Source organism: Thermaerobacter sp. FW80 (assembly GCF_004634385.1).
Taxonomy (GTDB): Bacteria; Bacillota; Sulfobacillia; order Thermaerobacterales; family Thermaerobacteraceae; genus Thermaerobacter; species Thermaerobacter composti.
The window spans coordinates 836,183-861,312 of the sequence record NZ_CP037895.1; the positions used below are offsets into that span (position 1 = coordinate 836,183).

Genomic DNA, 25,130 nt, shown 5'->3' on the forward strand with positions numbered 1-25,130 from the left:
GCAAGCCGGACCAGCCTGCTCGGGCGCCCGTCAGGCCACCTTCTCCCGCAGGATGATCATGTGGCGGATGATGCCGTCGGTCAGGCGGATCACCCGCTCCAGCTCCTGGGTGACGCCGGGCGGGGCCTGGAAGCGCACCACGGTGTAGTGCCCCTCCTGGTAGCCGGCGATCTCGTAGGCCAGGCGGCGGCGCCCCCACACGTCGACCTGCTCCACGGCCCCGCCGCCGTCGGCGACGACCTTCTGCAGTCGGTCGAGGATCGCCTTCTGGGCGTCGTCGTCCAGATCCGGGCGGGTGATGTACATCATCTCGTAGGCGCGCACGGCGGCACCTCCTTCCTCTGGGCGTGCGGCCCCCGCCAGGGCGCCCGGGCGGGCGCCGGCGGGAGCAGGAAGGCAACGAGACGGGACGACCCGGCCGTTCGCCGGGCCACACGCCCTACCTTAACGCCGGGGGTGGCGGGTGTCAACGCAAGGGCCGACGACGCCCCCCTATTTCCCGGGCAATGGACCGGTGTTGACCCGGCGATGGCCGGGCTGGTTCGGATGTCGGCCGTCACGGCTGGGATGGCGCGTCGGACCCCGTGCCGTCGGTACCGGCCGGCGGACGGTTCGGGCCGCCCAACACCTGGCGCACCGCACGCTCGAACTTGCGTCGCGGCATGAGGACCAGGTGGCCGCATCCCAGGCAGCGGATGCGAAAGTCCATGCCCACCCGCAGGACCTCCCAGCGGTCGGATCCACACGGGTGGGTCTTGCGCATGCGGACGATGTCGCCCAGGTAGAACTTCTTGGGACCGCTCACGGCGTCACCCCGCCCCCTCCCATGACGAGCCGGCGGCCGCGGTCAGGCGTGACCACAGCGCTTGCCAGCCCGCGACCAACCAGGTTGCGAGCCGCGCCTGCTCCAGCGCGTCCCACCCGGAGGCGCCGAACGGGGTCGGTACGTGCCCTCGCAGCTGGTGCACCAGCACCAGCACCCCGCCCGCCACGATGGCGCCCTCGCAGCCGCCGAGCAGGAGGCCCAGCCATCGCTCCCACGGCGTCCGCCGGAGGGCGGGGAGCGAAGCTACAATGCGTCGCGCCACGGCGCCCAGGACGAGGCCGAGGGCCAGCGGGACGGCGTAGAGGCAGAGGTCGGCGATCACCGCGCCCGCCAGCGCCGTCGCCAGGAGCTCTCCCACCGTGGCCCCCGGGGGGATGGTGCGCGCCGCCTCCCGGACCAGCCGCCCCCATCCGTCCTCGACCGACGGGGCTCCGGCGCCGCGGGCGAGGAGGTCCAGCGCCCTTAGCAGGGTGGCCGGCTGCACCGGCGCCCGCAGCAGGTCGGCCGGTAGCCACGCGGCGAGCCACGGCTCGACGAGCCGGGCGAGTCCCGTCACCAGGCCGCGGGCCGCTGCCCAGGCGATGACGTCGTCCGCGCGACCGGCCAGCCACGCGGCGGAGGCGACCATGGCCGCCAAGCCGGCCAGCGTCGCCAGGCCGCCGCGGCGCGCACCGCGCCATGCAGAGGCGAGCAGGACCGCGACCAGCGCGCCATCGACCACCCAGGATCCCGGCGGCGTGGCGACAGGGGATCGACCCTCCATGCCGTCGCCCTTCCCTTCCGCCCCGCCACGGCGGACGCGTCCCCGCGGCATCAGGCACCCAGGTAGGCCTCGCGCACCTTCGGGTCGTCGATCAGACGGGCGGCGGGTCCGGAGAGCACCAGGCGTCCGCTCTCCAGCACGTAGGCGCGGCTGGCGATCTGCAGCGCCTGGTGGGCATTCTGTTCGACCAGCAGGATCGTGACCCCGTCGCGCTGGTTGATCTCCTTGATCGTAGCGAAGATCTCGCGGACCAACAAAGGCGCCAGGCCCAGCGACGGTTCGTCCAGCAAGAGCAGCCGGGGCCTCGCCATCAGCGCCCGGCCGATGGCCAGCATCTGCTGCTCGCCCCCGGAGAGGGTGCCCGCCAACTGGTGCTGGCGTTCCTCCAGGCGCGGGAACTTGGCGAAGACCTCCTTCATCCGCGCCTCCACGTCGGCGGCCGCCCGCACCGTGTAGGCCCCGAGCTCCAGGTTCTCGCGGACCGTCAGGGGGGCGAACACGCGTCGCCCCTCGGGCACGTGGACCAGCCCCGCCTCGACGATGCGGTGGGCGGGCCACTGGGTGATGGCGCGTCCGTCGTAGACCACCTTGCCCGCGCGCGGCCGAATCAGGCCGCTGATGGTGCGCAGGGTGGTGGTCTTCCCGGCGCCGTTGGCGCCCAGCAGGGCGACGATCTCCCCCTCGGCCACCTCGAGGGACAGGTCCTGGACGGCCTTGATGGCCCCGTAGGCGACGCTGAGCCGTTCGACGTGCAGCAGCATCAGACCGCCTCCTCGCCCAGGTATGCGGCGATGACGGCCGGGTTGCGGCGGACCTCGTCGGGCGTGCCCTCGGCGATGGTCCGCCCGTGGTCGAGGACGACGACCCGTTCGCAGACGGTCATCACCACGTCCATGTGGTGCTCGATGAGCAGGGTGGTCAGGCCGAACCGCCGGTGCACGTCCTCGATCAGGTCCCGGAGCTCGCGGGACTCGCTGGGGTTCATGCCGGCCGCCGGTTCGTCCAGCAGCAGGACGCGGGGCCCCGTGGCCAGGGCCCGGGCGATCTCCAGGCGGCGCTGCTCGCCGTACGGCAGATTGCGAGCCAGCTCCCCCGCCCGGTGGCTGAGCCGGAGGGTCTCCAGCAGCTCCAGGGCGCGGCGGGTCACCGCTTGCTCCTCCGCGTGGAACCCGCGGGTGCGCAGGATCGCGGACAGCACCCCCGTGCGGGTTCGCGCGTGGAAGGCGGTGCGCACGTTGTCCAGCACGGTCATGTTGGCAAATAGACGGATGTTCTGGAACGTGCGCGCGATCCCCAGCTGGGTGATGCGGTGGGGACGCATGCCGACGATGGAGCGGTGGAACAGGCGGACATCCCCCGCCGTGGGCCGATAGATCCCGGTGATCAGGTTGAAGACCGTGGTCTTCCCCGCGCCATTCGGACCGATCAGCCCCACCAGCTCCCCCTGCCGGAGGGTGAGGTTGAAGTCCGCCAGCGCCACCAGGCCGCCGAAGCGGATGGTGAGCCCCGCACACTCCAGGACCACGGGCAGGGCCTCGGCGGCCGCGCTGGTCGAACCCTGGTTCGTGGCGCCGATGGCCGGCCTCTCCATCAGGCCGCTCCCCCCCTCGGGACGCCGGGGCGGCGGGCGGCGCCATAGAGCGCCCGCCCCACGCGGCCGATCTGCTCCCACGTCAGCTCGACGCCGCCGAACAGTCCCCGGGGGCGCACCAGCATGGTGAGGATGAGGAGCAGCGAGAACAGCACCATGCGCACCGCCGGCGGGTCGATGGTGGCGGGCAGGTGCAGGGCCTGCATCCAGTTGGGCAGGGCCTGGTTGACGTAGGTGAAGAACAGGGCGGCGGCCACCGCCCCGGTGGTGCTCCCCATGCCCCCGATGACGACGATCACCAGGATGAACACCGAGTTCATGAAGCCCGCCAGGGCCGGGTTGAGGTACAGGTACTGGTGGGCGTGCAGGCCGCCGGCGATCCCCGCCAAGGCGGCGCCGATGGTGAAGGCCAAGACCTTGTAGCGGGTGGTCGGGATGCCCATCGCCTCGGCGGCCACCTCGTCGTCCCGGATGGCGATGCAGGCGCGGCCGTGGGTGGAGTGGACGAAGTGCCACACCACCTTGATCGCCAGCACGGCCAGCGCGTAGGTCCAGGCAAAGGTGGTGTGGCGCGGGATGCCGATCAGGCCCTGGGCGCCGCCGACTTCGATCACGCGGGAGCCGACGGGCACCTCGTCGATCAGGGACAGCAGCACGCTGATGATCTCCCCGAAGCCGAGGGTGGCGATGGCCAGGTAGTCGCCCCGCAGGCGCAGGCTCGGGATGCCGACCAGCAAGCCGGCGATGCCCCCGGCCAAGCCGCCGGCCGCCAGCGCCACGGGGAAGGGGATGTCGAAGAACTTGGTCAGGATCGCCGCGGCGTAGCCCCCCACCGCCATGAACCCCGCGTGGCCGATGGACAGCTGGCCGGTGTAGCCGAGGATGAGGTTGAGTCCCACGGCCATGATCACGTAGATGCCCGCCTGGATCAGGACCACCTGCAGGTAACGGTTCCCCGCCGCCCAGGTGAGCAACAGCTGGTACAGGCCGACGATGACCACCAGCTGCAGCAGCCACCGGCCGACGACCACGGGCCAGGGCGTCGTCCGCAGGGTTGCCGCCGCGGTTGCCGGTGCCAACTCGCTCACCGCTTGACCTCCTTTGGGTCCGTGTCCCTCGCGCCCGCCGCGACGCCGTACGGGATGGGCCGCTCCGCGCCGCCGTGGCGCGGGCCCGACGCTCCCCGGCGCCGCACCCCGGCTCGCAGGTCCCGCCCCCCGGGGCCGCGACCCGACGGTCCGCCGCGCGCGGTCCGCAGCGCCCCTCCCGGGTCGGACGTCCGCCGGCGGCGACGCGACGGGCCGACGGACCGCACCGTCGCGGGGTCGGACGGGCGCCCGGCCTTGACGCCAACGGGCCGTGCCGATCCGAGGTCCGGAAGCCACCGCCGCGATCCCGACGCCACCACGACATCGTCGGCGGCGCCGCGGTCCACCTCCGGACCGGCGGCCGGGGCCCATCCCGGAGCCCCCTTGCAGCGCCGCCCGCCACGGTGGGCACACGGCGTCAGACCTTGTCGTAGACCCGCTCCCCCAGGAGCCCCGTGGGCTTGAACAGCAGCACCGCGATCAGGATGAGGAAGGCCACGGCGTGCGTCAGCTCCGACCGGACCGAGGCGACGGCGACCTCGGCCAGGCCCATGATCAGGCCGCCCACCATGGCCCCGGGGATGTTGCCGATGCCGCCGAGCACCGCCGCCACGAAGGCCTTGAGGCCCGGCAAGATGCCCATGAAGGGATCGATGCGGGAGTAGGTGACGCCGACCAGCACGCCGGCGGCGGCGGCCAGGGCGGATCCGAGCATGAACGTGGCGGCGATGACGCGGTTCACATCGATCCCCATCAGCCGCGCGGCGTCCAGGTCGAAGGCCACCGCCCGCATCGCCTTGCCGATGCGGGTGCGCATCACCAGGTAGTGGAGGAAGGCCATCATCCCCAGGGCCACGGCCAGCGCCACCAGGAAGCGGACGTTCAGGAAGACGCCGCCCAGGTCGACCTGGTACGCGGGGATCAGGGCCGGGAAGGGGCGTGGGTTGGGCCCCGCGATGATCTGCATCAGGTTCTCCAGGAGCAGCGAGACGCCGATGGCGGTGGTCAGGGCCACCAGCCGTGGCTGGTTCCGCAGCGGCCGGTAGGCGACCCGCTCGATGAGCCCCCCCAACAAGGCGCACCCGACCATCGCGGCCAGGAGCCCGACGACGAAGAGGAGCAGCCCCTGACCCGTGCCGAGCCGCCCGCCGGCCACCGCGGCGGTGACCGCGAAGGCCAGGTAGGCGCCCACCATGTAGACGTCGCCGTGGGCGAAGTTGATCATCTTCACCACGCCGTAGACCATCGTGTAGCCGACGGCGATGAGGGCGTAGACGGCCCCGAGCTGGATGCCGTTGATCAGCTGTTGGATCGCGATCTCCACCGTCGCCAACCCTCCCGACCCCCGGAAGGTGGGCGCCGCCCGAACCCGGGCGGCGCCCACCTCCCTGGGCGGTCTCGCGTTGCCTCGGCCGACGCGGCCCGCGCTGGCGCGGGCCGGGTGAAGCCGCGCCCCCTCACTGGGGGGACACGGTGGTGACGTACTTGTGGCCGTCCTCCGTGGTCTGCAGCACCACCGCGTCCTTCACGGGGTTGTGGTTCTCGTCGAAGGTGATGGTCCCCGTGACCCCCTTGAAGCCCTGGGTCTGCTCGAGGGCGTCGCGGATCTGCTGCGGATCCGTGGGATCGCCGCCGCTGTCGATCACCCGCTGGATCGCGTCCAGCAGGAGATTCGCGGCGTCGTAGCCGAGGGCCGCCAGGGCGCTGGGATCGCTGCCGTACTCCTGGCGATAGGCCTCGACGAAGGCCTTCGACTCCGGGTTCTCCTGCTCGATGGAGTAGTGGTTCGAGAAGTAGCCGCCGAGGATCGCGTCGCCGCCCAGTTCGTACAGCTGGCTGTCATCCCAGCCGTCGGGGCCCAGCAGGGTCGCCTTCACCCCGACCTCCCGCGCCTGCTGGGCGATGAGGCCCACCGGGTTGTAGTAGTCGGGCAGGAAGAGCACGTCCGGATTGGCCGAGGCGATGCTGGTCAGCTGCGCCCGGAAGTCCTGGTCGCCGGTCTTGTAGCTCTCGACCTTGACCACGTTGCCGCCCAACTCCTTGAAGGCGGCCTCGAACGACTTGTACAGCCCCTCGCTGTACGGGTTCGCGAGGTCGTAGAGGATGGCGGCCGTGTCCGCCTGGAGCTGCTCGCGGGCGAACTTGGCCATGACCTCGCCCTGGAACGAGTCGTAGAAGCAGGCCCGGAAGATCCATTGCTTGCCGGGCGTGAGCTGGTCCGCCGTGGAGGTGGGGGAGATCATGACCACGCCCTGCTCCTCCAGCACCTCGGACACCGGGATGGAGATGCGGGAGGAGACGGAACCGATCACGACCACCACCTGGTCCTCCGTCACCAGCTTCTGGACCCGGGCGACCGCCTCGGCCTCGTCGTTCTTGTCGTCCTCGGTGACCACGTCGATGGTGTAGTTCCCCACCTGGTTGTTCTTCTGCTTGAAGGCGAGCATGGCGCCGTTGCGGGTCTGTTCGCCGAACTGGCTGATCTGCCCCGTAAGCGGCATCAGCAGCCCGACCTTGATGGTCCCGCCGCCACCGCCCCCGGCGCCCCCGCCGTCGCCGGAGCTGGGGGTTCCCCCGCCCCCGCCGCATGCCGCCAGAACCAGCGATGCCGCGGTCAGCGCGGCCAGCGCCGTCCGGCGGGCCCATGGCACGTGCCGTGCACCCACCCAACAATCCCCCCTGCGATGGAGTTTAAACGGGTGATTCAACGGAAAGGGGACGACTCCTCCCGATGCGCGGGGTTATTCGCAGGGGACCGGCTGGATGCTGCTGAATTCCGTCGACGGGCGTCGCTGAATACCTTTCGCGCCCGCAGCCATATACTTCAGCGGCGTCCCTCACCGGGAAGGCGGACCCGCGGGATCGGCGTCGTCCCGGTCTTCCCCTCGGGGGATGCCGGCGGCTGGCGGGAGGGAAGCCGGCGTGTCCCGACCTGATGCCCGGCCGGCTCGCCCGGGGCCGGCGCCGCCCCCGTTCCGGGCGGAGCTGCGGGTGCGAGCCGACGACCCGGACGGGTGGCGTCGCCTTGGCGACACCCTGGCCCGCTGGCTTGCCCAGCGGGGTGGTCGACGCGTAGCCGTGGTCTGTATCGGCACCGACCGTTCCACCGGCGATGCCCTGGGACCCCTGGTGGGCACCCTCCTGGACAGGCATCGCCCACTGCCGCGGGAGGCGGTGGAGCTGCTCGGGACCCTGGACGAACCGGTCCACGCCGGCAACCTCGACCAGGCACTGGCCCGGTTGGCCGCCCTCGGTCCCGGAACGACGGTCTTGGCCATCGACGCCTGCCTCGGCCGGAGCGAGAACGTGGGGACCATCAGCGCGGGGCGCGGGGCATTGCAACCGGGCGCCGGGGTCAACAAGAGTCTGCCCGCGGTGGGCCACCTCTTCGTCACGGGCACGGTCAACGTGGGCGGCTTCATGGAGTACTTCGTCCTGCAGAACACCCGCCTCGGCCTGGTCCTGCGCATGGCCGAGGCCATCGCCGCCGGCGTCGCCTGGGGGCTGCGGCTGTACCTCGGGCAGAGCCCCGAGAGCGACGGCGATCGCGGGACGGCCGGCCATCCCGGGGGTCTCCCGCCCGACGGAGCGCCGGCCGTGGGTGATGAGGGTGATCGGGGCCCCCTCAAGGAGTGGGCGGCGCGGGAGGGTCGTCGCCCCGCGGGTGCTCGGGGGATGGACGCTCTGCCGGCCGGGCCGCGGCCGCGTGCCCTGGCCGGCGCGGCGGCGGCCACCGTGGCTGCGGCCTCGCCCAGCAGGACCGAAGCCGGCCGCTGGCACCGGGGATCCGGCGAGGAGGACGATCCAGGCGGCATCGGGGCTCGCCGCACCGGGTCGGCGCCGACCGCGCCGGGGGCGCCGCCTGCCCTGGGCAGCCGCACGGGCTACGCCGTGGACGACGATCCGGCGGGACGGGGAGCGCCGTGGCTGCCGGAATCCTGCCGGTTGCGCCTGGGCCGGCTGTGGCGGTGAGGCGCCTCACCACCCTTCGCGGTCGCCCGGCGTCGGCGCCGGGGTGGCCTCGGGGGCGCCCGGCCGCATCGACGGTCCCGCGCCGACGCGGCCCTGGTCCGGGCCGTCGTCCGGCTCGACGGCCAGCCGGGCGGGGTGGGGCGCGGCCTCGGCCGACATAGCCGGCTGCGCCGGTTCCTCCGCCTCGCCTGGGCAGAGGGAGCGCTGCCGCCCGTCCCTCGCCGGTACCAGGACCACCATGCCGCCGGGGAAGTTGCAGTAGCGGACGGGGAGGTGGCCCACCGGTTCGCCGTCGGCGTGCACCGCCACGGGCTCCGGGCTGCGGATCGCCACGGTGCGGCCGCGCAGGCTCCTCACCCTGGGGTGGCGGACGTGGGTGCCGCGGAACACCCGTGGAAACACCAGGAGCGTCTCCAGCTTGCCCAGGTCGCCGATGAGGAGGACGTCGAAGCGCCCGTCGTCGGGGCAGGCGCCGGGCAGGATGTGCATCCCGCCGCCGTAATAGGGCGAGTTCCCCACGACGGTCATCAGGGCGACGTGACGATGGGTGCGTCCGTCGATGTCGATCTCCATCGGCACGTTCCGGTATGCCCGCAGCGTTTGCAACATCGCCAGCACGTAGGGGACGGCGCCCCGCCCGGGGCCGCCGGACTGCGCCACGCGCCGCGCCACCTCCGCGTCGAAGCCGACCCCGCTGACGTTCACGAAGTAGCGGCCGCCCGCACCGGTCTCGAGGTAGCCGAGGTCCAGACGACGCCGCCGCCCCCGGGCGAGGAGGTCGGCCACCGCCCCCGGGCTGGCCACGATCTCGAGCCCGCGGGCCAGGTCGTTGCCGGTCCCGAGCGGCACCACGGCCAGCGGGGGGCCGTCCGGTCCCGTGCCGTTGACCGCCTCGTGGACCGTGCCGTCGCCCCCGGTGACCAGCAAGAGATCGACCTTGCGGTCGCGGGCTCGGCGCGCCATGTCCCGGGCGTCGCCGGGACCCGAGGTGAACCAGACCTCCAGCTCGAAGCCGCGGTCCCGCAAGGCGGCTTCGAAGGCCGGCCAGGCCCGACCCGCCCGCCCGCGGCCGGCCACGGGGTTGACTATGGCCACGATGCCTGGCAATGCCACCGTCTCCTCTCTGGGGACGCGCCGCCGGCCGCGCCGGCCGCTGTCGGGGAAGGGGCCGATGGGGGTGCGCCGCGCCATCGGTCGACACCGCGCCCGCCCCTTCCCCCTGCCCGATCACGGTCCCGGACCCGCCCCCTCAAGGCCGGGCGGCCGGCTCCCGCGGACGCGCCGGCCCGGATGCGGTGGCGCCCACGGCCGGTTCGGGCGCCCCGCCCCCCATCGCCCTGCGGATGGCCTCCCGCTCCTCGTCGCTCAGCAGATACGGTGAACTCCCCGCGGTGATCGGCTTGGCGTAGGTCCGGCACTCCTCCCGGCCGGCGAGGGTGGTGATCACCGCCCCGTTGCCCTGGGCGTCCAACAGCGCCAGGGCGAAGCTCTGCTCGCCCCCCGTGTGGGGGAAGGCGTTGAAGCGGACCACGGCCACATGCCGGACGCACCGGGCCAGTTCCTCGGCCAGCTGGGTCACCCGGCGGGCCACGTCGTCCTGGGCCATCTCGAGCCGGTGCAGGCGACCGAGGATCGCCCCCGTCTCCGCGTCGTCGGGCTGCCGCGATGCCGCCGCGCTGTCCCACCCCGGTGCCCGCAACCACCGTTCCAGCCGTCGCAGACGGCGATGCGCCGCCACCGCCTGCCAGACGGCGAGCATCGCCACCCCCAGCGAGATGACGGCCATCGCGGCGGAGTGGGCCACGACGGCCGTCCCGGCCCGCCCCACCATCTCCCATGCCTGATCCCAGGGTATCGCCGACCAGAACGAGTCCATGGGTCTCCCCCCGCCCTTCGCCCGCGGCTGCGTCGCCAACGGCGCCTCGCCCCTGCCGGCGGCGGGCCCGGTTCGGAGCCGGTTCAGAGGCCCGCATCGCGCGACGGGCCGGCGAGCAAGGCCCGATGGCGCCGCGGCCTCGCCGTCACAGCGGGGCGGCCGAGGCCTCGAGCCGGGCCAGGATGCGCTCCAGGTCATCCCAGCTGTAGTACTCGATGACGATCTGCCCCCGCGCCCCGCGACCCCGGATGGCAACCCGCGTGTTGAGGGCCCGCTGCAGACGGTTGACCAGATCCTCGACCTCCGGGGCCGGCGGCCCGGTCACCCGCCGGGAGCGACGGGGCCGCGCCGGCCGCTGGGCGATGCGGTCCTCCAGCTGGCGCACCGTCAAGCCCTCGGCGAGGACCTGGGCGGCCAGGCGCCGCATCTCCGCCGCCGAGCCCACGCCGAGCAGGACCTTGGCGTGGCCCGTGCTGAGCTTGCCCTCGGCGACCAGGCGGCGGAGATCGTCCGGGAGGGAGAGCAGGCGCATGAGATTGGCGATGTGGGACCGGCTCTTGCCCACCCGCTGGCTGATCTGCTCCTGGGTGAGGCCGAGCTCCTCGCTCAGCGTGCGGTAGCCCTGGGCCTCCTCGATGGGGTTCAGGTCCTCCCGTTGCAGGTTTTCGACCAGGGCGATCTCCATCATCTCGACGTCCGAGAACTCGCGGACCACCGCCGGGACCGTGGCGAGGCCCGCGGCCTGGGCGGCGCGCCACCGGCGCTCCCCGGCCACCAGGCGGTACCCGTCGCCCTCCGGCCGGACCAGCAGCGGTTGGACGATGCCGTGCTGCCGGACCGACTCCACCAGCTCGGCCAGGGCGTCGGGGTCGAACTGGCGGCGCGGCTGGTAGGGATTGGGCCGGATGCGCTCGACGGGGATCTGCTCCACCTGCTCGCCTGCCGCCGGATCGGGGCGCACGCCGGGCAACAGCGCCTCCAGGCCCTTGACGTCGATCCCCCTAGCCAGCCCGCGCTTGCTCCTCGACATACTCCACCACTTCCTTGGCCAGCTCCATGTACACCTCGGCCCCGCGGGAGCGGGCGTCGTAGACGATCACCGGCTGACCATGGCTGGGCGCCTCCGACAGGCGCACGTTGCGCGGGATGATGGTGCGGAACACCTTGTCGCGGAAGAAGCGCTTGACCTCCTCGGCGACCTGGATGGAGAGGTTCGTGCGCCCGTCGAACATGGTCAGGACCACGCCGTCGAGGACCAGGTCCGGATTCAGGTGGGCCTGGACCGCCCGGAGCGTGTTGAGGAGCTGGCTCAGGCCCTCGAGGGCGTAGTACTCGCACTGGATCGGCACCAAGAGCCCGTCGGCCGCCGCCATGGCGTTGAGGGTGAGCAGCCCGAGGGAGGGCGGGCAGTCGATGAGGACGAAGTCGAACGTCTCGCGCACCCCCTCCAGCGCCCGGCGCAACCGGGTCTCCCGCCCGATCATGCCGACGAGCTCCAGCTCCGCCCCGGCCAGTTCGATGTTGGCCGGGACCAACCACAGGCCCTGGATGGCGGTGGACCGGATGACCTCCCGCAGGCTGCGCTCGTCGATCAGCACGTCGTAGATGCTGCGGCCCACGCGCCCCTTGTCCAGGCCGAAGCCGCTGGTGGTGTTCGCCTGGGGATCGATGTCGACCACCAGCACCCGCCGACCCAGCGCGGCCAGACAGGCTCCCAGGTTCACCGTCGTCGTGGTCTTGCCGACGCCACCCTTCTGGTTGGCGATGGCGATGACCCGTCCCATGGCCGATGCGGCCTCCTCCCGGCCCGGGGCCCCGGGCGCGCTAATGTTCCACGTGGAACACCCGCGGCTCCTGCCGCCCGACCCCACCCCGTGCCGCGGGGCCAGCCCGCGGGCGGCCGGCGGCTCCCCCTCACGGCGATGGCGCCGCCACCTGGCGGCTCCCATCCGCCCCGCCCTCGGCCCCGGCCCCCCCGCCGCGGTGGCCCGGCTCGTCTCGCCCTCGCGCCGCCGTGCCGCGCCCCGCCTTGGGGATGCGAATCCGGACCTCGACGAACCCCTCGTCCTCGCGCTCCTCCACCCTGGCGTCCAGCCCGGCGCGCCGCAGGGTCTCCACCCCTGCGCGGACGGTGTTGAGCAGGATGCGCACGTCCTTGATGGCCCGCAACCCCTCCAGCCGGCGCCGCCGCCGCGCCCCACCGCGCTCCGAGCCCCCGGCCGGCGGCTCGTGACTCCGTTCCTCCTTCAGGATCGCCGCGATCCGCTCCTCCAGCTGCCGCACACTCCACCCGCCCGCCACGGCCTCCTCCAACACCGCCACCTGCAGCGCCGCCGAGGGCAGCCGCAGCAGCGCCCGCGCATGCCGCTCGCTCAGCCCTGCGGCCACGATCCGGTCCCGCACGGCGGGCGGCAAGCGCAACAGCCGCAGCTTGTTGGCGATGGTGGACTGCTGCCGTCCCAGCAGGCTCGCCAGTTCCTCCTGGGTGAGGCCGAACCGCTGGATCACGTCCTGATAGGCCAGGGCCTCCTCGAAGAAGCCCAGCTCCTCCCGCTGCAGGTTCTCGACCAGCGCCAACACCGCCGCATCGCGATCCGACAACGGGCGGACGACGGCCGGCACCTCCTCCAGGCCGGCCCGGAGCGCGGCCCGCCACCGCCGTTCGCCCGCCACCAGCTCGTAGCCGCCCGCCGGGCCGGGACGAACCAGCAGCGGCTGCAGAAGCCCCACCCGCCGGATGGATTCCGCCAGCTCCTCCAGCGAGGCATCGTCCAGTTGGGTGCGCGGCTGGAAGGGGTTGGGCCGGATCGCCGCCACGGGAAGCCGGCGCAGGTCCTGGGCGCCCCCGCCGCCGGCCGCCCCCGCCTCCGGCGATGCCGCCCCCTCCCCCTCGCGACGTCCACCCACCCAGGCAAGCCATCGCCCCGCTCGCATACGCGTCCTCCTCCGGAATCCCCAGCCCGCCGCTGCCGACCCGGGCCCCTCCCGGGACCTCCGTCTCTCGCCCGCCCCCGGTCGCACCCTCGCCCTGGCCCTTACCGGGTCCCGCGCCCGGCGCCGGCGGCCCGGCCGGCCCATCCCGGGGCCCGGACGCCGCCGCCCGCCGCCCCTCCCCCGGCGCGGCCAAGCCCCTCTCCCCCTGGGCGCGACGCGGTCATGCCGAACCTCCCGCCCGCCGCCGGCCCTCCACCCAGGGGCCGCCGCGCCGGCACGCCCGGGCGCCGCGGATAGGCCTCCGGGGTCGGGCGCTCCTTGACCACTTCCACGATCACCCGCTCCCCGGCGCCCCCCGGCAAGCGGAAACCGTGGAGCGCCGCCAGCCGCCCGCCCAGCACCCGCGCCGCCTGCTCCGCCGCCGTGCGCTCCTCCTCCACCCGCGGCCCCTTGTACGCCCAGAGCCGGCCGCCGACGCCCAGGAACGGGAGTCCGTACTCCACCACCACGGCGAGCGGCGCGACCGCCCGCGCCACCACGGCCGCGGCTCGACCGCGCCACTGCCGGTCGTGACCCGCCTCCTCGGCCCGACGCGCCTGCACCGTCACCCGTTCGGCAAGGCCCAGCGTCGCCACCGCCTCGGCCAGGAACCGCGCCTTCTTCCGTTGGGCCTCCAACAGCAGGCCTCGCCACCGCGGCCCCAGCGCCAGCAGCAGCGGGATGCCGGGGAACCCGGCGCCACTCCCCAGATCGACCAGCACACCCTCTTCGGGCCATGCCTCGCCGACGGCCAGCGCCATCAGCGAGTCCAGGTAGTGTCGCACCAGGGCCTCGTCGTCCTCGGTGATGGCGGTGAGGTTGACCCGGCCCCGTGCCCGACGGACCAGCTCCCAGTGGATTCGCATCGCCTCCAGCGCAGCCCCGCTGACCCGCACGCCGAAGGCGCCACAGTACGCCGCCAAGCGCTCCCTCCACGACGCCGGGTCCACCCCTGCCCCCCCTCTCCGACGAACCACGGTGCCCGGGCGACCAGGGTCCGGCTGAGCAAGCCCCGCCGCTCCACCCTACGGCCGGCCGCCCGCTGCGAACCCGCTCCCCCGCGCCGCCCGCCGCGGCACGATCACCACGCGGCGATAGGGCTCGGTGCCCGTGCTCTCGGTCCGCACCTCCGGGTGGTTCTGCAACGCCAGGTGGACCACACGTCGTTCGGCGGCCGGCATCGGCGCCAGGGCCACGGGTCGCCGCGTCCGTCGCGCCCGTTCCGCCATCCGCAGCGCCAGCCGCTCCAGCGCCTGCCGCCGCCGTTCCCGATAGCCTGCGACATCCAGGTGGACCCGCCGCCGCTCGTCGCTGACGCGCGCCGCCGCCACGTTGAGGAGGTACTGCAAGGCGTCCAGCGCCACCCCGTGGCGGCCGATGAACGCCCCCAGCTCCGGACCGCCATCCATCCGCGCCACGATGCGATCGTCGGACTCCTCCACGTGAACGTGGACCGCGAGCCCCGCCCGTCGCGCCAGTTCGTCCAGGAAGGCGGCGGCGAAACGCGCCTTCGTGGGCCGCACCCTGGCGGCCACCACGGCGTCGCGCTGGCCCACCAGCCCCAGCCAACCCCGCGCGGGCTCCACCAGCACCCGCGCCTCCAGCTCCTCCCTGCCGACGCCCAACTGGCGAGCCGCCGCAGCGAGGGCTTCCTCCACCGTCCGCCCCCGCACCTCGATCCACGGTCCCGTCCCGGGCAGCTCAGGAGATCCCGCGCTCATGCCCTCTCTTCCCCTTTCCCGCCGGCGCCGGCGCGGGCTGCTGCCGGTTCATCCAGATCTGCTGCACGATGGAGAACACATTGCTGGTCACCCAGTACAGCGCCAGCCCCGCAGGGAAGCTCCACGCGAAGAAGATCAGCATCAGCGGCATCAGGACCAGCATCGTGCGCTGCTGGGGCTGGGTGACGGTCATCGCCGTCTTCATCTGGACGTACGTGGTCACGCCCGCGAGGATCGGCAGGACGAAGTACGGATCCGCATGGCGGAGGTCCGGGATCCAGAGGAAGGCGCCGCTGCTGAAGGTGCGCAGCGCGAGGAAGAGCCCGTACAGGATGGGGAACTGGATGAGCAACGGCAGGCAGCCCGAGGCGGGGTTCACGTTGTGCTCCCGCCACAGTTTCATGATCGCCTCGTTGGCCTTCTGGGGGTTGTTCCGGTACCGCTTCTGGATCCGCTCGACCTCGGGCTGCAGCGCCTGCATCCGCTGCATCGAGCGCATCTGGGAGAACGTCAGGGGCAGGAGCAGGAGCCGGACCAGCACGGTGAACAGGATGATGGACAGCCCGGCGCTGCCCGTCACCGCCCGGCTCCACTCCAGCCCGGCCTCGATGGCGGCCACGAACCAATGCCAGAGCTGACTCAAATCCGGGCGCCTCCTTCTGCCGTCCCCGACCGGGCCTCCTGGCCGTGGTGCGGCCCGACGGGGCCCCCGCGGACGCGGCGCGGGCACCACAATCTTCTGCCAGTTCGACCACGGCTATCCTGATTCCTTGCCCCCTGGCGCGGTCCCACCGGCGCGCCTCAGGGCACCGGCCTCAGGGCACCGGGTCGTATCCCCCCGGCGCCCACGGGTGACAGCGCAGGATGCGCCGCAGCGCCAGCCACCCGCCGCGCCAGGCGCCGTGGCGCGCCACCGCCTCCAGGGCGTACGCGGAACACGTGGGCGCATAGCGGCAGCTGGGCGGCTTCCATGGCGACAGCCACCGCCGGTAGCACCGGATCGCCAGCAGCAAGAGGCGCGTCAACACGGCGCCCTCCCTCCCGGCTCCGTCGCCGCCCGCTTGGTGCCCGCTCCCGGCGCCGACCCGTCCCGCCCGCCGCCCGGGTCCGATGCGCCGGAACGCGCTGCGCCGCGGGCCTCCGCTCCCTGGCCCGCCTCGCGCCCCGACCCCATCCGCTGGCGCCCGGGCGCGGCCCCGGGACCGGCCGCGCCCGCACCCGCCCGAGGCCTCGCCTCTCCCCCACCACCGCGAAGGCCCCCTGAGACAGGGGGCCTCAACAGTCGCGCCTTGCGCAAGACGTCTTCCAGCGCCCGGCACGCCGTCTCCCAATCCAGATCGGCCGCGGCGTCCCGGGCCACCACCACCAGCCACCAGCCCGGCGCGACCCGGGGCGCCAGCCGGCGGAAGGCCTCGGCCAGCAGGCGGCGGACGCGATTGCGCCGCACCGCCTTGCCCAGGCGACGGCCCACCGTGATGCCGATCCGCGTCGGACCGCCCCCGCCCACGCCCGCCGCGGGGCCATGACCCGCGGCGGGCACCCCGTCGCGGCCACCGGCATCCGCGGGCTGCGGCGGACGCGCCGCATCCGGCCGCCAGGCGTAGAGGACCACCCACCGGTTCCCCCACGCCCGCCCCGCCCGCCGCACCTGGCGAAACTCCTCGCCGCGGCGCAGGCGCCACGGCCGTGGCAGGCTCACCGGACCTCGCCCCGCTCAGACCGCCAGGCGGTGGCGCCCCTTGCGCCGCCGGCGCGCCAGCACCCGTCGCCCCGCCTTCGTGCGCATGCGCACGCGGAAGCCGTGGGTACGGTGCCGGCGCCGCCGGTTGGGTTGATAGGTGCGCTTCATCGCCTCCACCCCGCTTCCCGGCTCGCCGGGTTCGGCCGGAGGCCGCCCCGAGCGGCCCCGGGTGGCCCTGCGTGCAAAAACCGCCGGAACCCCGAGGCATCGCCCGTTCCGGCGGCTTCAAAGCAGCGCCATTATAGCGGCGCCCCCTGCGCGGTGTCAACGCGCGAACGGTCCCGGTCCGTGTCACGTTCCGGTGGGTGCCCCCAGCGGTGAATCGGCTGTCAAGCCACCGGTGCGTGGACATGGGCCAGGTCGCGCAGCACCTGAACCCAGGGTTTGGTCGCATGCGGCCCGGTGAGCGCTGGGATGCGGGCACGCAGCCAACGGGCTGGGTCCTCCTCGAGCTGGCGCATCACGCGCTGAACGGCCTGGCGTGTCGCCTGCCGCACGCCGGGCGAAATCTGCAGGGGCCGGCCGCCGAGGACCGCGCGCCAGTGGGGGTCCACGCGTTCGCTCAAGAGCCGCGCCAAGTGGTCGGCGCCGCGTTCACTCCAACGCGCCCCATGCCGTTTCATCCGTCGCGCAAGGACGTGAAAGACCTCCGCTTCGATCGCCCCCAGCCGCGGCGCTTCCCCAGAAGCCACAATCCCGTCCCAGTGCTCCCGCAAGTAGCCGCGCAGCCGCAACAAGCGCTCCCGCGCCGGACCACGCCGCCCCCGTAGCGTCTGGCGAAGCGCCGACTCCACGCCCGCCCAATCCCCCGCTTCGATGGCCCGGCACACCTGGGCGTACGTCTCCTCGGAAGGCGATAACGCCTCCCGCAGGGCTCGCCGCAGGTGGAACGGATCCAGCCGGTAACACGCGCGGGGGAAGTACTGCAACCCCTGCTTGACCCAATGCGCCCCATCGCCTCCGAGGTAACAAGCCTGGACCGCGCTCAGATCCCAGTGCGTCCCCCAATAGGCGCTCGCCTGCTCCCAAAAGGCCGTCCCCGGCATCACCCCCGCCACGACCCGCCGCTCCCGCAGCGCTTGCCGGTTCGAACCCACGGCTTGCTTGCCTTCGTACGCGACCCCCAGCTTCAACACCACCGGTTGCCCTCGACCCCGCAGATAAACCTCGTCCGCTTCGGCATGCAGCTCGACGCTCCGGCGCCGGCCTTCCGGCACCTGGCCCTCCACGAACACCGACCGCCGTAGCCGCTCCGCCGCCTCCTTCAACCGGCGCCCCGCCCGTTGGGACGCCCGCCACACCGTCATCGCCCGCGCCGGTGCCTGCCCCGCCGTCAACTCCCGCAGGACCGCCGCCGCTCGGTGATACGGCATCTCCGTCGCGAGCCGCCGGCACAGCGCTTCCAGCCGCGGCGACAGTCGCCGCCGCGATTCCAAGCCCAGTGCTTCATCCAGCAAGAACACACCCTGGCCCGTCGCCCGGTCCCGGTAGTAACGTCGCTTCACCTGCAACTCGCCCAGCGGCGTGTCCAGGACCCGCTCCCGCGTATCCAGGCACTCATATCGGCTCGGGTCCCGCTCCTGCATCAGTCGCTCATCGATCCCGGCCAACACCCACTCCAGCAGCCGCAGTGTCAGCCGGCCGCTGAGCCGCTGAACGGCTTCCTCCAGTTCGCCAAACGATCGGTCCTCCGTCACCAGCTCCGCCAGTTCCCGCAATGTCTGGAGGAAAAGTTCGCGCACAGCGTGTATGCTGAGCATGGGGCCTCACCCTCCGACTGCCGCTGGGGAAGCCGTCCCGATGCAGGGACAGCCTCCGGGTGAGGCCTTTTCTATTTGCCTCGACCCTCACCTACCGAAACGTTACACGGACACGGTCCCGGCGCGTCCCCGACCGGGATCGGCGCTGCCTCCACCCCGCCCCCGCGCATCCCCACCGCCTGCCCGCACGGTGCCCTGGCGCCCGCCCCCAGCCCATGCGTTCCGATTGTGGGAGTTCCCAGGAACCTGCTATCATCGTGGCGCCGGCCTCCGACGACGACACGAGTCGCCGCTGCCCCGTCGGGCGGCCGCGGGGGCGTCCCTCCGAGCCCTTCTTATTCACATCCTGTGGATAGGCTGTTGATACCGCGACGCCGCCCGGCACGACTCGACCGCATGCGCCGGCAGGAGACGCCGGCCGGCGCGCGGAATCTACACCGTCCCACAGCCGTCGACTGGGAGGCCGACGAGCTTCGACCTTCCACCGCCCACCGGGGCCGGTGGAAGGGTCTTTTTGCGTAAGGGGCTCTGTGGATAGGTTGTGGACGAACCGTGGACAACCCGGGGGTCTTGCCCCCGCCCATGGCGCGGAGACGCGGTCTCGCCGGCTTGGGTCGTCCCGGCTCGGGCCACGACCTTATCCACAATCCGGACCCACCGGTTAGGAGGACCCTGCCGTGGTGAAGGGCGAGCTGGCCGAGGTGTGGACGGAGGCGCTTCAGCTCATCGAGCGCCGGCTGACCCGGCCGAGCTACGAGGCGTGGTTGCGCAACACCCGACCCGTGTCCCTGGAGGGCGACCGCCTGGTCCTGGCGGTCCCCAACCAGTTTGCCCGCGACTGGGTGCTGGAGCGTTGCTCCGGCGCCATCGTGGACTCCTTGCGGCGCGTGGTGGGTCACGATGTCCGTCTTGAAGTGGTGGTCGAACCGCAGCCCACGCCGCCGGCCACGGGCCAGGTGGCCGCCGCCACCGAGGCGCCGCTGGCACCGGCGCCGAGCGACGCCGGTTCGTCCTGGCGCACCCTCTCCCAGCCCCTCAACCCGAAGTACACCTTCGAGACCTTCGTGACGGGCTCGGGCAACCGTCTCGCCCACGCCGCCGCCCTGGCCGTGGCCGAGGCGCCCGCCCGCACCTACAACCCCCTCTTCATCTACGGGGGGGTCGGTCTCGGGAAGACCCATCTGATGCAGGCCGTGGCCCACCACGTGCTGCGCAAGCACGGCAGCCGGGTGGCCTACGTGTCCTGCGAGACGTTCACCAACGAGATGATCAACGCGATCCGCGACGGCAAGACCCTGGAGTTTCGCAACCGCTACCGCAACGTGGACGTCCTGCTGGTCGACGACATCCAGTTCCTGGCGGGCAAGGAGAGCACGCAGGAGGAGTTCTTCCACACCTTCAACGCGCTCCACGAGGCGAACCGCCAGATCGTCATCTCCAGCGACCGGCCGCCCAAGGAGATCCCCACCCTGGAGGAGCGCCTCCGCTCCCGCTTCGAGTGGGGCCTGATCTCCGACATCCAGCCGCCGGACTTCGAGACGCGGGTGGCGATCCTGCGGAAGAAGGCCCAGCTGGAGAAGCTGCACGTCCCGGACGACGTCATCGCCTTCATCGCCGAGCGCATCGACACCAACATCCGCGAGCTGGAGGGCGCGCTGATCCGGCTGGTCGCCTTCGCCTCGCTGACCAACCACCACATCGACCTGGACCTGGCGCAGGAGGTGCTGAAGGACATCCTCCCGCCGCCCCGGGCCAACAAGGTCACCATCGCGCGGATCCAGGAGGTGGTGGCCGAGTACTACGGCGTCAAGGTGCGCGACCTCAAGGCGCGGCGACGCACCCGGGCCATCGCCTTCCCGCGCCAGGTGGCCATGTACCTCTGCCGCGAGCTGACGGAGGCGTCGCTGCCGCGCATCGGCGAGGAGTTCGGCGGCCGCGACCACACCACCGTGCTCCACGCCTACGAGAAGATCAGCCACGACATGCGCCACGATCCCCATCTGGGCCGCCAGATCAAGGAGCTGATGGACCTGATCCGCAAGGGCTGACGGACGAACCGGCCCCCGACGGGGCCCGAGGGGCCTCCCCCGGCGGCCGGCGGGGCTCCCGCGGGCCGCCGCTCCGCGGCCGGGCCGGTTCGTCCCGGCCTGTGGACCGCCTGTGGACCGGCGGTGGATCATCGGGGGACAGGATGGGGCCCGCCGCAGGAGTCGCCGGCCCGCCGGGGAAAGTGGGGAAAGCGGGGCACCGTCATCGACAGGTTGTCCCCGTCTCCGACACCTTTCGACATCGGGGCGCGACGGGCTTTTCCACAGTGCCCACAGCCCCTACTACGACTGCGACGAAGGGGACGATCGTCATCCCGCAGTGGAGGAGGAGGCCACCTTGCGGCTCGTCATCGACCAGGCCGACCTGCACGCCGCCCTCCAAGTGGCCATCCGCGGCGTCGCCACCCGTTCCACGCTGCCCGTCCTCTCCGGCATCCTGCTGGTGGCGGAACCGGAGCAGCTGCGGCTGGTGGCCACCGACATGGAGCTGACGGTGGAGGCCCTGGCCCCCGCCCGGGTCCAGGAGGAGGGCGCGGTGGTGCTGCCCGGCCGCCACCTGGCCGAGATCGTCCGGCGCCTGCCGCCCGGCGAGGTGCACCTGGAGCTGGAGGGCCTGCGCGCCCGCCTGATCCAGGAGCGCTCGCAGTTCACCATCCACGGCACCGATCCCGGCATCTTCCCCGCCGTGCCGCGGGTGGGTGCCGGCACCACCGTGCTCTTCGACAACGGCGCCCTGCGCGGCCTCCTGCGGCGCACGACCTTCGCCGTCGCCACCGACGACTCCCGGCCGATCCTGACGGGCGTCAGCTTTCGCGCCCAGGGCGACCGGCTGGAGGCGGTGGCGACCGACGGGTTCCGCATCGCCGCCTGCCGCATGACCCTGGAACGCCCGGTGGAGGGAGGGGCGGCGGCGGCCGTCATCCCGGGTCGCAGCCTGGCCGAGGTGGCCCGGCTGCTGCCCGACGAGGGGATCGGCCGGATGCTGCTGGACGAAACCCAGGCCGGCTTCCAGCTGGGGGAGGTGCGGCTGATCACCCGCCTGCTGGATGGCGCCTACCCGGACGTCCTCGGACTGGTCCCCTCGGAGTACCCCACCCGGGTGCGCCTTCCCGCCCGCGCCTTCCAGGAGGCGTGCGAGCGGGCGGCCCTGCTGTCCGACAGCCGCCAGGCGGCCCGGTGGGTGATCCGCCTGTCGGTCGAACCCGGCCGGTTGGTGATCACCGCCAGCGACCCCGAGGTGGGGGAGGCGCGGGAGGAGATCCCCGCCGAGGTTGACGGCGAGGGGATGGTCATCGGGTTCAACGCCCGCTACCTGGTGGACGGGCTCAAGGCCATCGAGGCCGAGGAAGTGCTCTTCGAGCTGACGGAGCCCCTCAAGGCCAGCCGCCTGCGCGGCGTGGGGGAAGACGAGTTCGTGTACATCGTGCTGCCGGTCAAGATCTCCTGAGGTGGGCCGCCGGGGAGGGGGGCGCGTGGTCGTCCGGCGGGTGGTGCTGCGCCAGTTTCGCAGCTACGAGCAGGCCACCCTGGAGCTGGAACCCGGCCTCACCCTGCTGGTCGGGCCCAACGGGGTCGGCAAGACGAACCTGCTGGAGGCGATCCACTTCGCCGCCACCGGCCGGTCGCCGCGCACGCCGCGGGACGCCGAGCTCATCCGCGAGGGGGCCGCGGCCTGCTACGTCCGCCTGGAGTGGGACGACCCCGTCGCCGGACGGCGCAGCGTCGAGGTGGCCTTCCACCGGGAGCGGGGGAAGGCGCTCCGCCTGGATGGCCGGCCGCGCCGTCGGCTGGCGGACCTCCACGGGGCGCTACCCGTGGTCTACTTCGCCCCCGAGACCCTGGCCCTGATCAAGGGCGCGCCCGCCGCACGCCGCGACTTCCTCGACCGGCTGCTGGTGCAGGTCGTCCCCGGCTACGGCGCGCTGCTCAACGACTACCATCGGGTGCTGGCTCAGCGCAACCAGCTGCTGCGCGACATCCGGGCGGGTCGCGCCGCGGCGTCGCTCCTGGGGATCTGGGACGAGCCCCTGCTGCGACACGGGACCGCCATCCGCCGGCGGCGCCGCGACCTGGTGGACGAACTGGCCCCGATGGTCGCCGCCGCGGCGGCGCGGATCGGCGCCGGCGGCGCCCACGGCCCGGGCAAGGTGGAGATGGTCTACGTGGTGGGCGACGCCGTCCCCGCTGGGGGAGGGCCTGGCGCCGGGGACGGCGATGCCCGACCGACAGGGCCCGCCGCGACCGGCCCCGCTGGCGCTGCGGCGGGAGGCGGTCCGCCCGCCCCGGCCCCGGAGGAGCCCGGTGATGCCGGGATGGGGCCGCCGGCGGCGGGCGAGGGGGAGGTTGCGCCGCACGGACCGCTCCCCGACCCGCGGGAGGAGCTGCTGCGCGGCACCACCCTCTGGGGGCCCCAACGCGATGACGTCGTCCTCCGGTTGGACGGACGGGATGCGCGGGCCTTCGCCTCCCAGGGTCAGCAACGCGCCCTGGCCCTGGCGCTGGTCCTGGCCGAGGTGGAGCTCATCCGACGCCGGCTGGGCCGCTGGCCCGTCGTGCTGCTGGACGACGTGCTCTCCGAGTTGGACGGGCGGCGGCGCCGACAGCTGCTGGCCCGGCTGGCCGGCCTCCCCCAGGTGATCGTGACGGCCACGGAGGAGACCGACTGGCCCGAGGGACCGAGGCCGCGGGTGATCGCCTTGCCCCTGGGCGGGAGCGACGCCGGGGGGTCCTGCGCCGCCGGGCGGGAGGAGCCATGAGCAAGGAGCCACCGGATGTGGGAGGCTGCGGGGGCCGCGTGCCGGCCGGGCACCGGGACGGGGCGGCGAGCGCCTCCGCCGGGGGCGGTGCGACCGACAGCGGACGCGGTGGCCCCACCCGCGCGCCCATCCGTTCCGAGGTGCCCCATCCGGGCCGGGGGCGCGGGGGCGCGGCGCCCCTGGGTCCGGTGCTGGATGCCCTGTTGGCCCGACTGGGGCTCGCCACCCAGGTGCGGCGCCATCGGGCGCTCCGTCTGTGGGACCAGGTGGTGGGACCGGTCATCGCGGCGCGCGCCCGCCCCTACCGGCTGACGGGCGACGTGCTGTGGGTGGCCGTGCGCCACCCCGGGTGGGCCCAGGAGCTGGCCTACCTCAAGGCCACCATCCTGCGCGATCTCAACGCCGCGGTGGGCGGCCCCGCGCTGCGGGATCTGCGGTTCACCACCGGGCCCGGCCCCCGGCAGGGTCCTGCCCGCCCGACGACCACCAGGGGGGCCGCGGTGCCGCGCTCCCCCGCCTGCGGCGATGGGGTCGGCCAGGCCGCCGCGACCCGGGCGCCCGACGGCGCGGCCGCGCCGGAGACCGGCATGACCGGGCCGCCGGTCACCGCGCCGCGGGCGGCGGCTTCCCAAGCCCGGCCGGCGCCGGGGCCGCCGTCCACCGGCTCCTCGAGCCCACGGGGGGAGGGCGCGGGGGGCGCCGCCGCCGGGGCGTGCCAGGATGCGGAGTTGCAGGCGGCGGCGGCGCGCTGGCTGCAGGCGGCCCGGCGGCGCCGCCGGTGGGCGCTGGAGCGGGGCTGGCAGCCGTGTGCCAGCTGCGGCAGCCTCTATCCGCCCCATCCGGGCCGATCCATGGCGGTGGCCGGCGCCGGGCGCCATGGGGGGAACGGGTCCCCACGCTTGGAGGCCTCGTCGGGAGAAGCCCTCTGCCCCGCCTGCCGGGCGGCGCGGCAGGAGGCGTTGCGCCTGCGGATCCGCACCCTGCTCGAGCGGGACCCGTGGCTGGCCTGCGGGCAGGTGGCGGCAGCCCTCGGGGAACCGGTGGAGGCGGTCGCCCGCCTGTACCGGGAGGAACGGACGGCGCTCCAGGAGCACTGGCGAGCCCGGCTGCGCGTGGCCGCGACGCGGCTGCGGAAGGGGGAGCCGCCCGCGGCGGAGACCCGCTCCCTGCTCTTGCGATATGCGCTGTTGCGGACCGGTGCCGACCCGGGGCGACTGGACGGCGCCGCGGCCCGCGAGGCGCTGGGGCCGCGGCTGGCACCGCTGTGGGACGCGTGCTTCGGTCCCCCGTCGGCGGGCAGCGGCCCGTCCCCCCGCCGCCCGGCGGCCTCGCCGCGGCCCGCCCGTCGCGGGGCACGCCCGCCGGCGGGATCCGACGCCGGCGACCGGCGGCGGTGAGGGCAGGACCCATGCCGGCGCGGCCGATGCGGTACCCTCAAGGTGGGGGGTCGACGGTGTTCCTGCACATTGGTTCCGACGTGATCCTGCCCTACCGGGAGATCGTGGTCATCCTCGACGCCCAGCTGCTGCGGCAGTCCGCCGCGGTCCGGGACCTGGTGGCCCTGGCCCAGGTGGGCCGGCGGGTCGTCGACCTCGCCCAGGGTCAACCGCGCTCCATCGTGGTGGCCGATCGGGGCGTCTACCTCTCGCCCATCTCGGTGCTGACCCTGCGGCGCCGGGGCAGCCTGCGGCTCGAGGAGCAGGTGGGCGGTACGGAGCCCGCGGGCGCGGAGGGCGAGGGGTCGGCCGGGCGCGCGGCGCCGGCCCTGGCGCCGCGGCGCCGCCCCCGCAAGGGGCGGGGGACGCGGGGCGCCGGTGCCCGGCGGGCCGGCATGCCGGCGTCGGACGGGCCCGGCCCGGGACGGGTGCGCGGGTCGGAAGCGCCGCGAGGGCGGGACTGAGGCCGCTTCTGGTATAATCTACGCCGTGTCTGACGGGTTCTCCCGGGGCGCGCGTCGCGGCGGCGCCGGGAGGCCGGGTTCGTCCAGATCCCACCCGCGATGAGGAGGCTCGGGC

26 protein-coding genes are annotated in these 25,130 nt (G+C 73.7%); 6 read left to right on the forward strand and 20 right to left on the reverse strand.

Going from position 1 to position 25,130, the window contains the following annotated elements; all coding sequences use genetic code 11:
* Positions 1-30 precede the first annotated feature (30 nt).
* The 8 genes from rpsF to E1B22_RS03605 form a co-directional block, all read right to left on the reverse strand.
* Positions 31-324, reverse strand: a complete 294-nt coding sequence (gene rpsF / locus E1B22_RS03570; protein ID WP_135224591.1) for a 30S ribosomal protein S6 — start codon at positions 322-324, stop codon at positions 31-33.
* 232 nt (positions 325-556) lie between these two features.
* A complete protein-coding gene (locus E1B22_RS03575; RefSeq protein WP_135224592.1) occupies positions 557-805 on the reverse strand; it encodes a DUF951 domain-containing protein in 249 nt (82 codons plus the stop codon).
* A gap of 4 nt (positions 806-809) precedes the next feature.
* Complete coding sequence (locus E1B22_RS03580) at positions 810-1,589, reverse strand: CvpA family protein (RefSeq protein WP_135224593.1); 780 nt, start codon at positions 1,587-1,589, stop codon at positions 810-812.
* Between the two features lie 50 nt (positions 1,590-1,639).
* Complete coding sequence (locus tag E1B22_RS03585; protein WP_135224594.1) at positions 1,640-2,350, reverse strand: ABC transporter ATP-binding protein; 711 nt, start codon at positions 2,348-2,350, stop codon at positions 1,640-1,642.
* On the reverse strand, positions 2,350-3,180 hold the full coding sequence (locus E1B22_RS03590; RefSeq protein WP_371413484.1) for an ABC transporter ATP-binding protein: 831 nt from the start codon (positions 3,178-3,180) through the stop codon (positions 2,350-2,352). The genes E1B22_RS03585 and E1B22_RS03590 overlap by 1 nt, the downstream gene beginning before the upstream one ends.
* Complete coding sequence (locus E1B22_RS03595) at positions 3,180-4,268, reverse strand: branched-chain amino acid ABC transporter permease (RefSeq protein ID WP_135224595.1); 1,089 nt, start codon at positions 4,266-4,268, stop codon at positions 3,180-3,182. The genes E1B22_RS03590 and E1B22_RS03595 overlap by 1 nt, the downstream gene beginning before the upstream one ends.
* Positions 4,269-4,686: 418 nt before the next feature.
* Positions 4,687-5,592, reverse strand: coding sequence for a branched-chain amino acid ABC transporter permease (locus tag E1B22_RS03600; protein WP_135224596.1), 906 nt, complete (start codon positions 5,590-5,592; stop codon positions 4,687-4,689).
* Between the two features lie 133 nt (positions 5,593-5,725).
* Positions 5,726-6,934, reverse strand: coding sequence for an ABC transporter substrate-binding protein (locus E1B22_RS03605; protein WP_135224597.1), 1,209 nt, complete (start codon positions 6,932-6,934; stop codon positions 5,726-5,728).
* 256 nt (positions 6,935-7,190) lie between these two features.
* Here E1B22_RS03605 and yyaC point away from each other — a divergent pair, with 256 nt between their 5' ends.
* Positions 7,191-8,240 (forward strand): spore protease YyaC, encoded by a 1,050-nt coding sequence (gene yyaC / locus E1B22_RS03610; protein ID WP_167758840.1) that lies wholly within the window; start codon positions 7,191-7,193, stop codon positions 8,238-8,240.
* A 6-nt stretch (positions 8,241-8,246) separates the two neighbouring features.
* Here the strand turns inward: yyaC and E1B22_RS03615 are convergent, their stop codons facing one another.
* The 12 genes from E1B22_RS03615 to E1B22_RS03670 form a co-directional block, all read right to left on the reverse strand.
* A complete protein-coding gene (locus tag E1B22_RS03615; RefSeq protein ID WP_243123694.1) occupies positions 8,247-9,353 on the reverse strand; it encodes a diacylglycerol kinase family protein in 1,107 nt (368 codons plus the stop codon).
* Positions 9,354-9,489: 136 nt separating this feature from the next.
* A complete protein-coding gene (locus E1B22_RS03620; protein WP_135224599.1) occupies positions 9,490-10,116 on the reverse strand; it encodes a DUF4446 family protein in 627 nt (208 codons plus the stop codon).
* Between the two features lie 145 nt (positions 10,117-10,261).
* Positions 10,262-11,146, reverse strand: a complete 885-nt coding sequence (locus E1B22_RS03625; protein ID WP_135224600.1) for a ParB/RepB/Spo0J family partition protein — start codon at positions 11,144-11,146, stop codon at positions 10,262-10,264.
* Positions 11,118-11,900, reverse strand: a complete 783-nt coding sequence (locus tag E1B22_RS03630; protein ID WP_135224601.1) for a ParA family protein — start codon at positions 11,898-11,900, stop codon at positions 11,118-11,120. Before E1B22_RS03630 ends, E1B22_RS03625 begins: the two co-directional genes overlap by 29 nt.
* 130 nt (positions 11,901-12,030) lie before the next feature.
* On the reverse strand, positions 12,031-13,050 hold the full coding sequence (locus tag E1B22_RS03635) for a ParB/RepB/Spo0J family partition protein (RefSeq protein WP_135224602.1): 1,020 nt from the start codon (positions 13,048-13,050) through the stop codon (positions 12,031-12,033).
* Positions 13,051-13,151: 101 nt separating this feature from the next.
* Positions 13,152-14,039, reverse strand: a complete 888-nt coding sequence (rsmG, locus tag E1B22_RS03640; protein ID WP_135224603.1) for a 16S rRNA (guanine(527)-N(7))-methyltransferase RsmG — start codon at positions 14,037-14,039, stop codon at positions 13,152-13,154.
* A 75-nt stretch (positions 14,040-14,114) separates the two neighbouring features.
* Complete coding sequence (jag, locus tag E1B22_RS03645) at positions 14,115-14,810, reverse strand: RNA-binding cell elongation regulator Jag/EloR (protein ID WP_135224604.1); 696 nt, start codon at positions 14,808-14,810, stop codon at positions 14,115-14,117.
* On the reverse strand, positions 14,791-15,453 hold the full coding sequence (locus E1B22_RS03650; RefSeq protein ID WP_135224605.1) for a YidC/Oxa1 family membrane protein insertase: 663 nt from the start codon (positions 15,451-15,453) through the stop codon (positions 14,791-14,793). The genes jag and E1B22_RS03650 overlap by 20 nt, the downstream gene beginning before the upstream one ends.
* Before the next feature lie 172 nt (positions 15,454-15,625).
* On the reverse strand, positions 15,626-15,835 hold the full coding sequence (yidD, locus tag E1B22_RS03655) for a membrane protein insertion efficiency factor YidD (RefSeq protein ID WP_167758841.1): 210 nt from the start codon (positions 15,833-15,835) through the stop codon (positions 15,626-15,628).
* Complete coding sequence (gene rnpA, locus E1B22_RS03660) at positions 15,832-16,509, reverse strand: ribonuclease P protein component (RefSeq protein WP_135224607.1); 678 nt, start codon at positions 16,507-16,509, stop codon at positions 15,832-15,834. The genes yidD and rnpA overlap by 4 nt, the downstream gene beginning before the upstream one ends.
* 15 nt (positions 16,510-16,524) lie before the next feature.
* Positions 16,525-16,659 (reverse strand): 50S ribosomal protein L34, encoded by a 135-nt coding sequence (gene rpmH / locus E1B22_RS03665; RefSeq protein ID WP_135224608.1) that lies wholly within the window; start codon positions 16,657-16,659, stop codon positions 16,525-16,527.
* Between the two features lie 221 nt (positions 16,660-16,880).
* The gene (locus E1B22_RS03670) at positions 16,881-18,311 is read right to left on the reverse strand and encodes an ISLre2 family transposase (protein WP_135224609.1); all 1,431 of its coding nucleotides are present in this window, start codon (positions 18,309-18,311) and stop codon (positions 16,881-16,883) included.
* 677 nt (positions 18,312-18,988) lie between these two features.
* Between E1B22_RS03670 and dnaA the strand changes: the two genes are divergently transcribed.
* From dnaA to remB, 5 genes are all read left to right on the forward strand, one after another.
* Complete coding sequence (gene dnaA / locus E1B22_RS03675) at positions 18,989-20,359, forward strand: chromosomal replication initiator protein DnaA (protein ID WP_207669918.1); 1,371 nt, start codon at positions 18,989-18,991, stop codon at positions 20,357-20,359.
* Between the two features lie 337 nt (positions 20,360-20,696).
* Positions 20,697-21,806, forward strand: coding sequence for a DNA polymerase III subunit beta (dnaN, locus tag E1B22_RS03680; protein WP_135224610.1), 1,110 nt, complete (start codon positions 20,697-20,699; stop codon positions 21,804-21,806).
* A 25-nt stretch (positions 21,807-21,831) separates the two neighbouring features.
* Entirely contained in the window at positions 21,832-23,115 is a 1,284-nt protein-coding gene (locus tag E1B22_RS03685) for a DNA replication/repair protein RecF (RefSeq protein WP_135224611.1), read from the forward strand.
* The gene (locus E1B22_RS03690; protein WP_135224612.1) at positions 23,112-24,512 is read left to right on the forward strand and encodes a DciA family protein; all 1,401 of its coding nucleotides are present in this window, start codon (positions 23,112-23,114) and stop codon (positions 24,510-24,512) included. Before E1B22_RS03685 ends, E1B22_RS03690 begins: the two co-directional genes overlap by 4 nt.
* 56 nt (positions 24,513-24,568) lie before the next feature.
* Positions 24,569-25,015, forward strand: coding sequence for an extracellular matrix regulator RemB (gene remB, locus E1B22_RS03695; RefSeq protein ID WP_167758842.1), 447 nt, complete (start codon positions 24,569-24,571; stop codon positions 25,013-25,015).
* Positions 25,016-25,130: the final 115 nt, after the last annotated feature.

Coding starts and splice junctions, on each gene's coding strand:
- E1B22_RS03580 (WP_135224593.1), bottom strand. CDS start 1,589: ATGGAGGGTCGATCCCCTGTCGCCACGCCGCCGGGATCCTGGGTGGTC.
- E1B22_RS03585 (WP_135224594.1), bottom strand. CDS start 2,350: ATGCTGCTGCACGTCGAACGGCTCAGCGTCGCCTACGGGGCCATCAAG.
- E1B22_RS03590 (WP_371413484.1), bottom strand. CDS start 3,180: ATGGAGAGGCCGGCCATCGGCGCCACGAACCAGGGTTCGACCAGCGCG.
- E1B22_RS03620 (WP_135224599.1), bottom strand. CDS start 10,116: ATGGACTCGTTCTGGTCGGCGATACCCTGGGATCAGGCATGGGAGATG.
- E1B22_RS03625 (WP_135224600.1), bottom strand. CDS start 11,146: ATGTCGAGGAGCAAGCGCGGGCTGGCTAGGGGGATCGACGTCAAGGGC.
- E1B22_RS03630 (WP_135224601.1), bottom strand. CDS start 11,900: ATGGGACGGGTCATCGCCATCGCCAACCAGAAGGGTGGCGTCGGCAAG.
- E1B22_RS03635 (WP_135224602.1), bottom strand. CDS start 13,050: ATGCGAGCGGGGCGATGGCTTGCCTGGGTGGGTGGACGTCGCGAGGGG.
- jag (WP_135224604.1), bottom strand. CDS start 14,810: ATGAGCGCGGGATCTCCTGAGCTGCCCGGGACGGGACCGTGGATCGAG.
- rpmH (WP_135224608.1), bottom strand. CDS start 16,659: ATGAAGCGCACCTATCAACCCAACCGGCGGCGCCGGCACCGTACCCAC.
- E1B22_RS03670 (WP_135224609.1), bottom strand. CDS start 18,311: ATGCTCAGCATACACGCTGTGCGCGAACTTTTCCTCCAGACATTGCGG.
- E1B22_RS03690 (WP_135224612.1), top strand. CDS start 23,112: ATGAGCAAGGAGCCACCGGATGTGGGAGGCTGCGGGGGCCGCGTGCCG.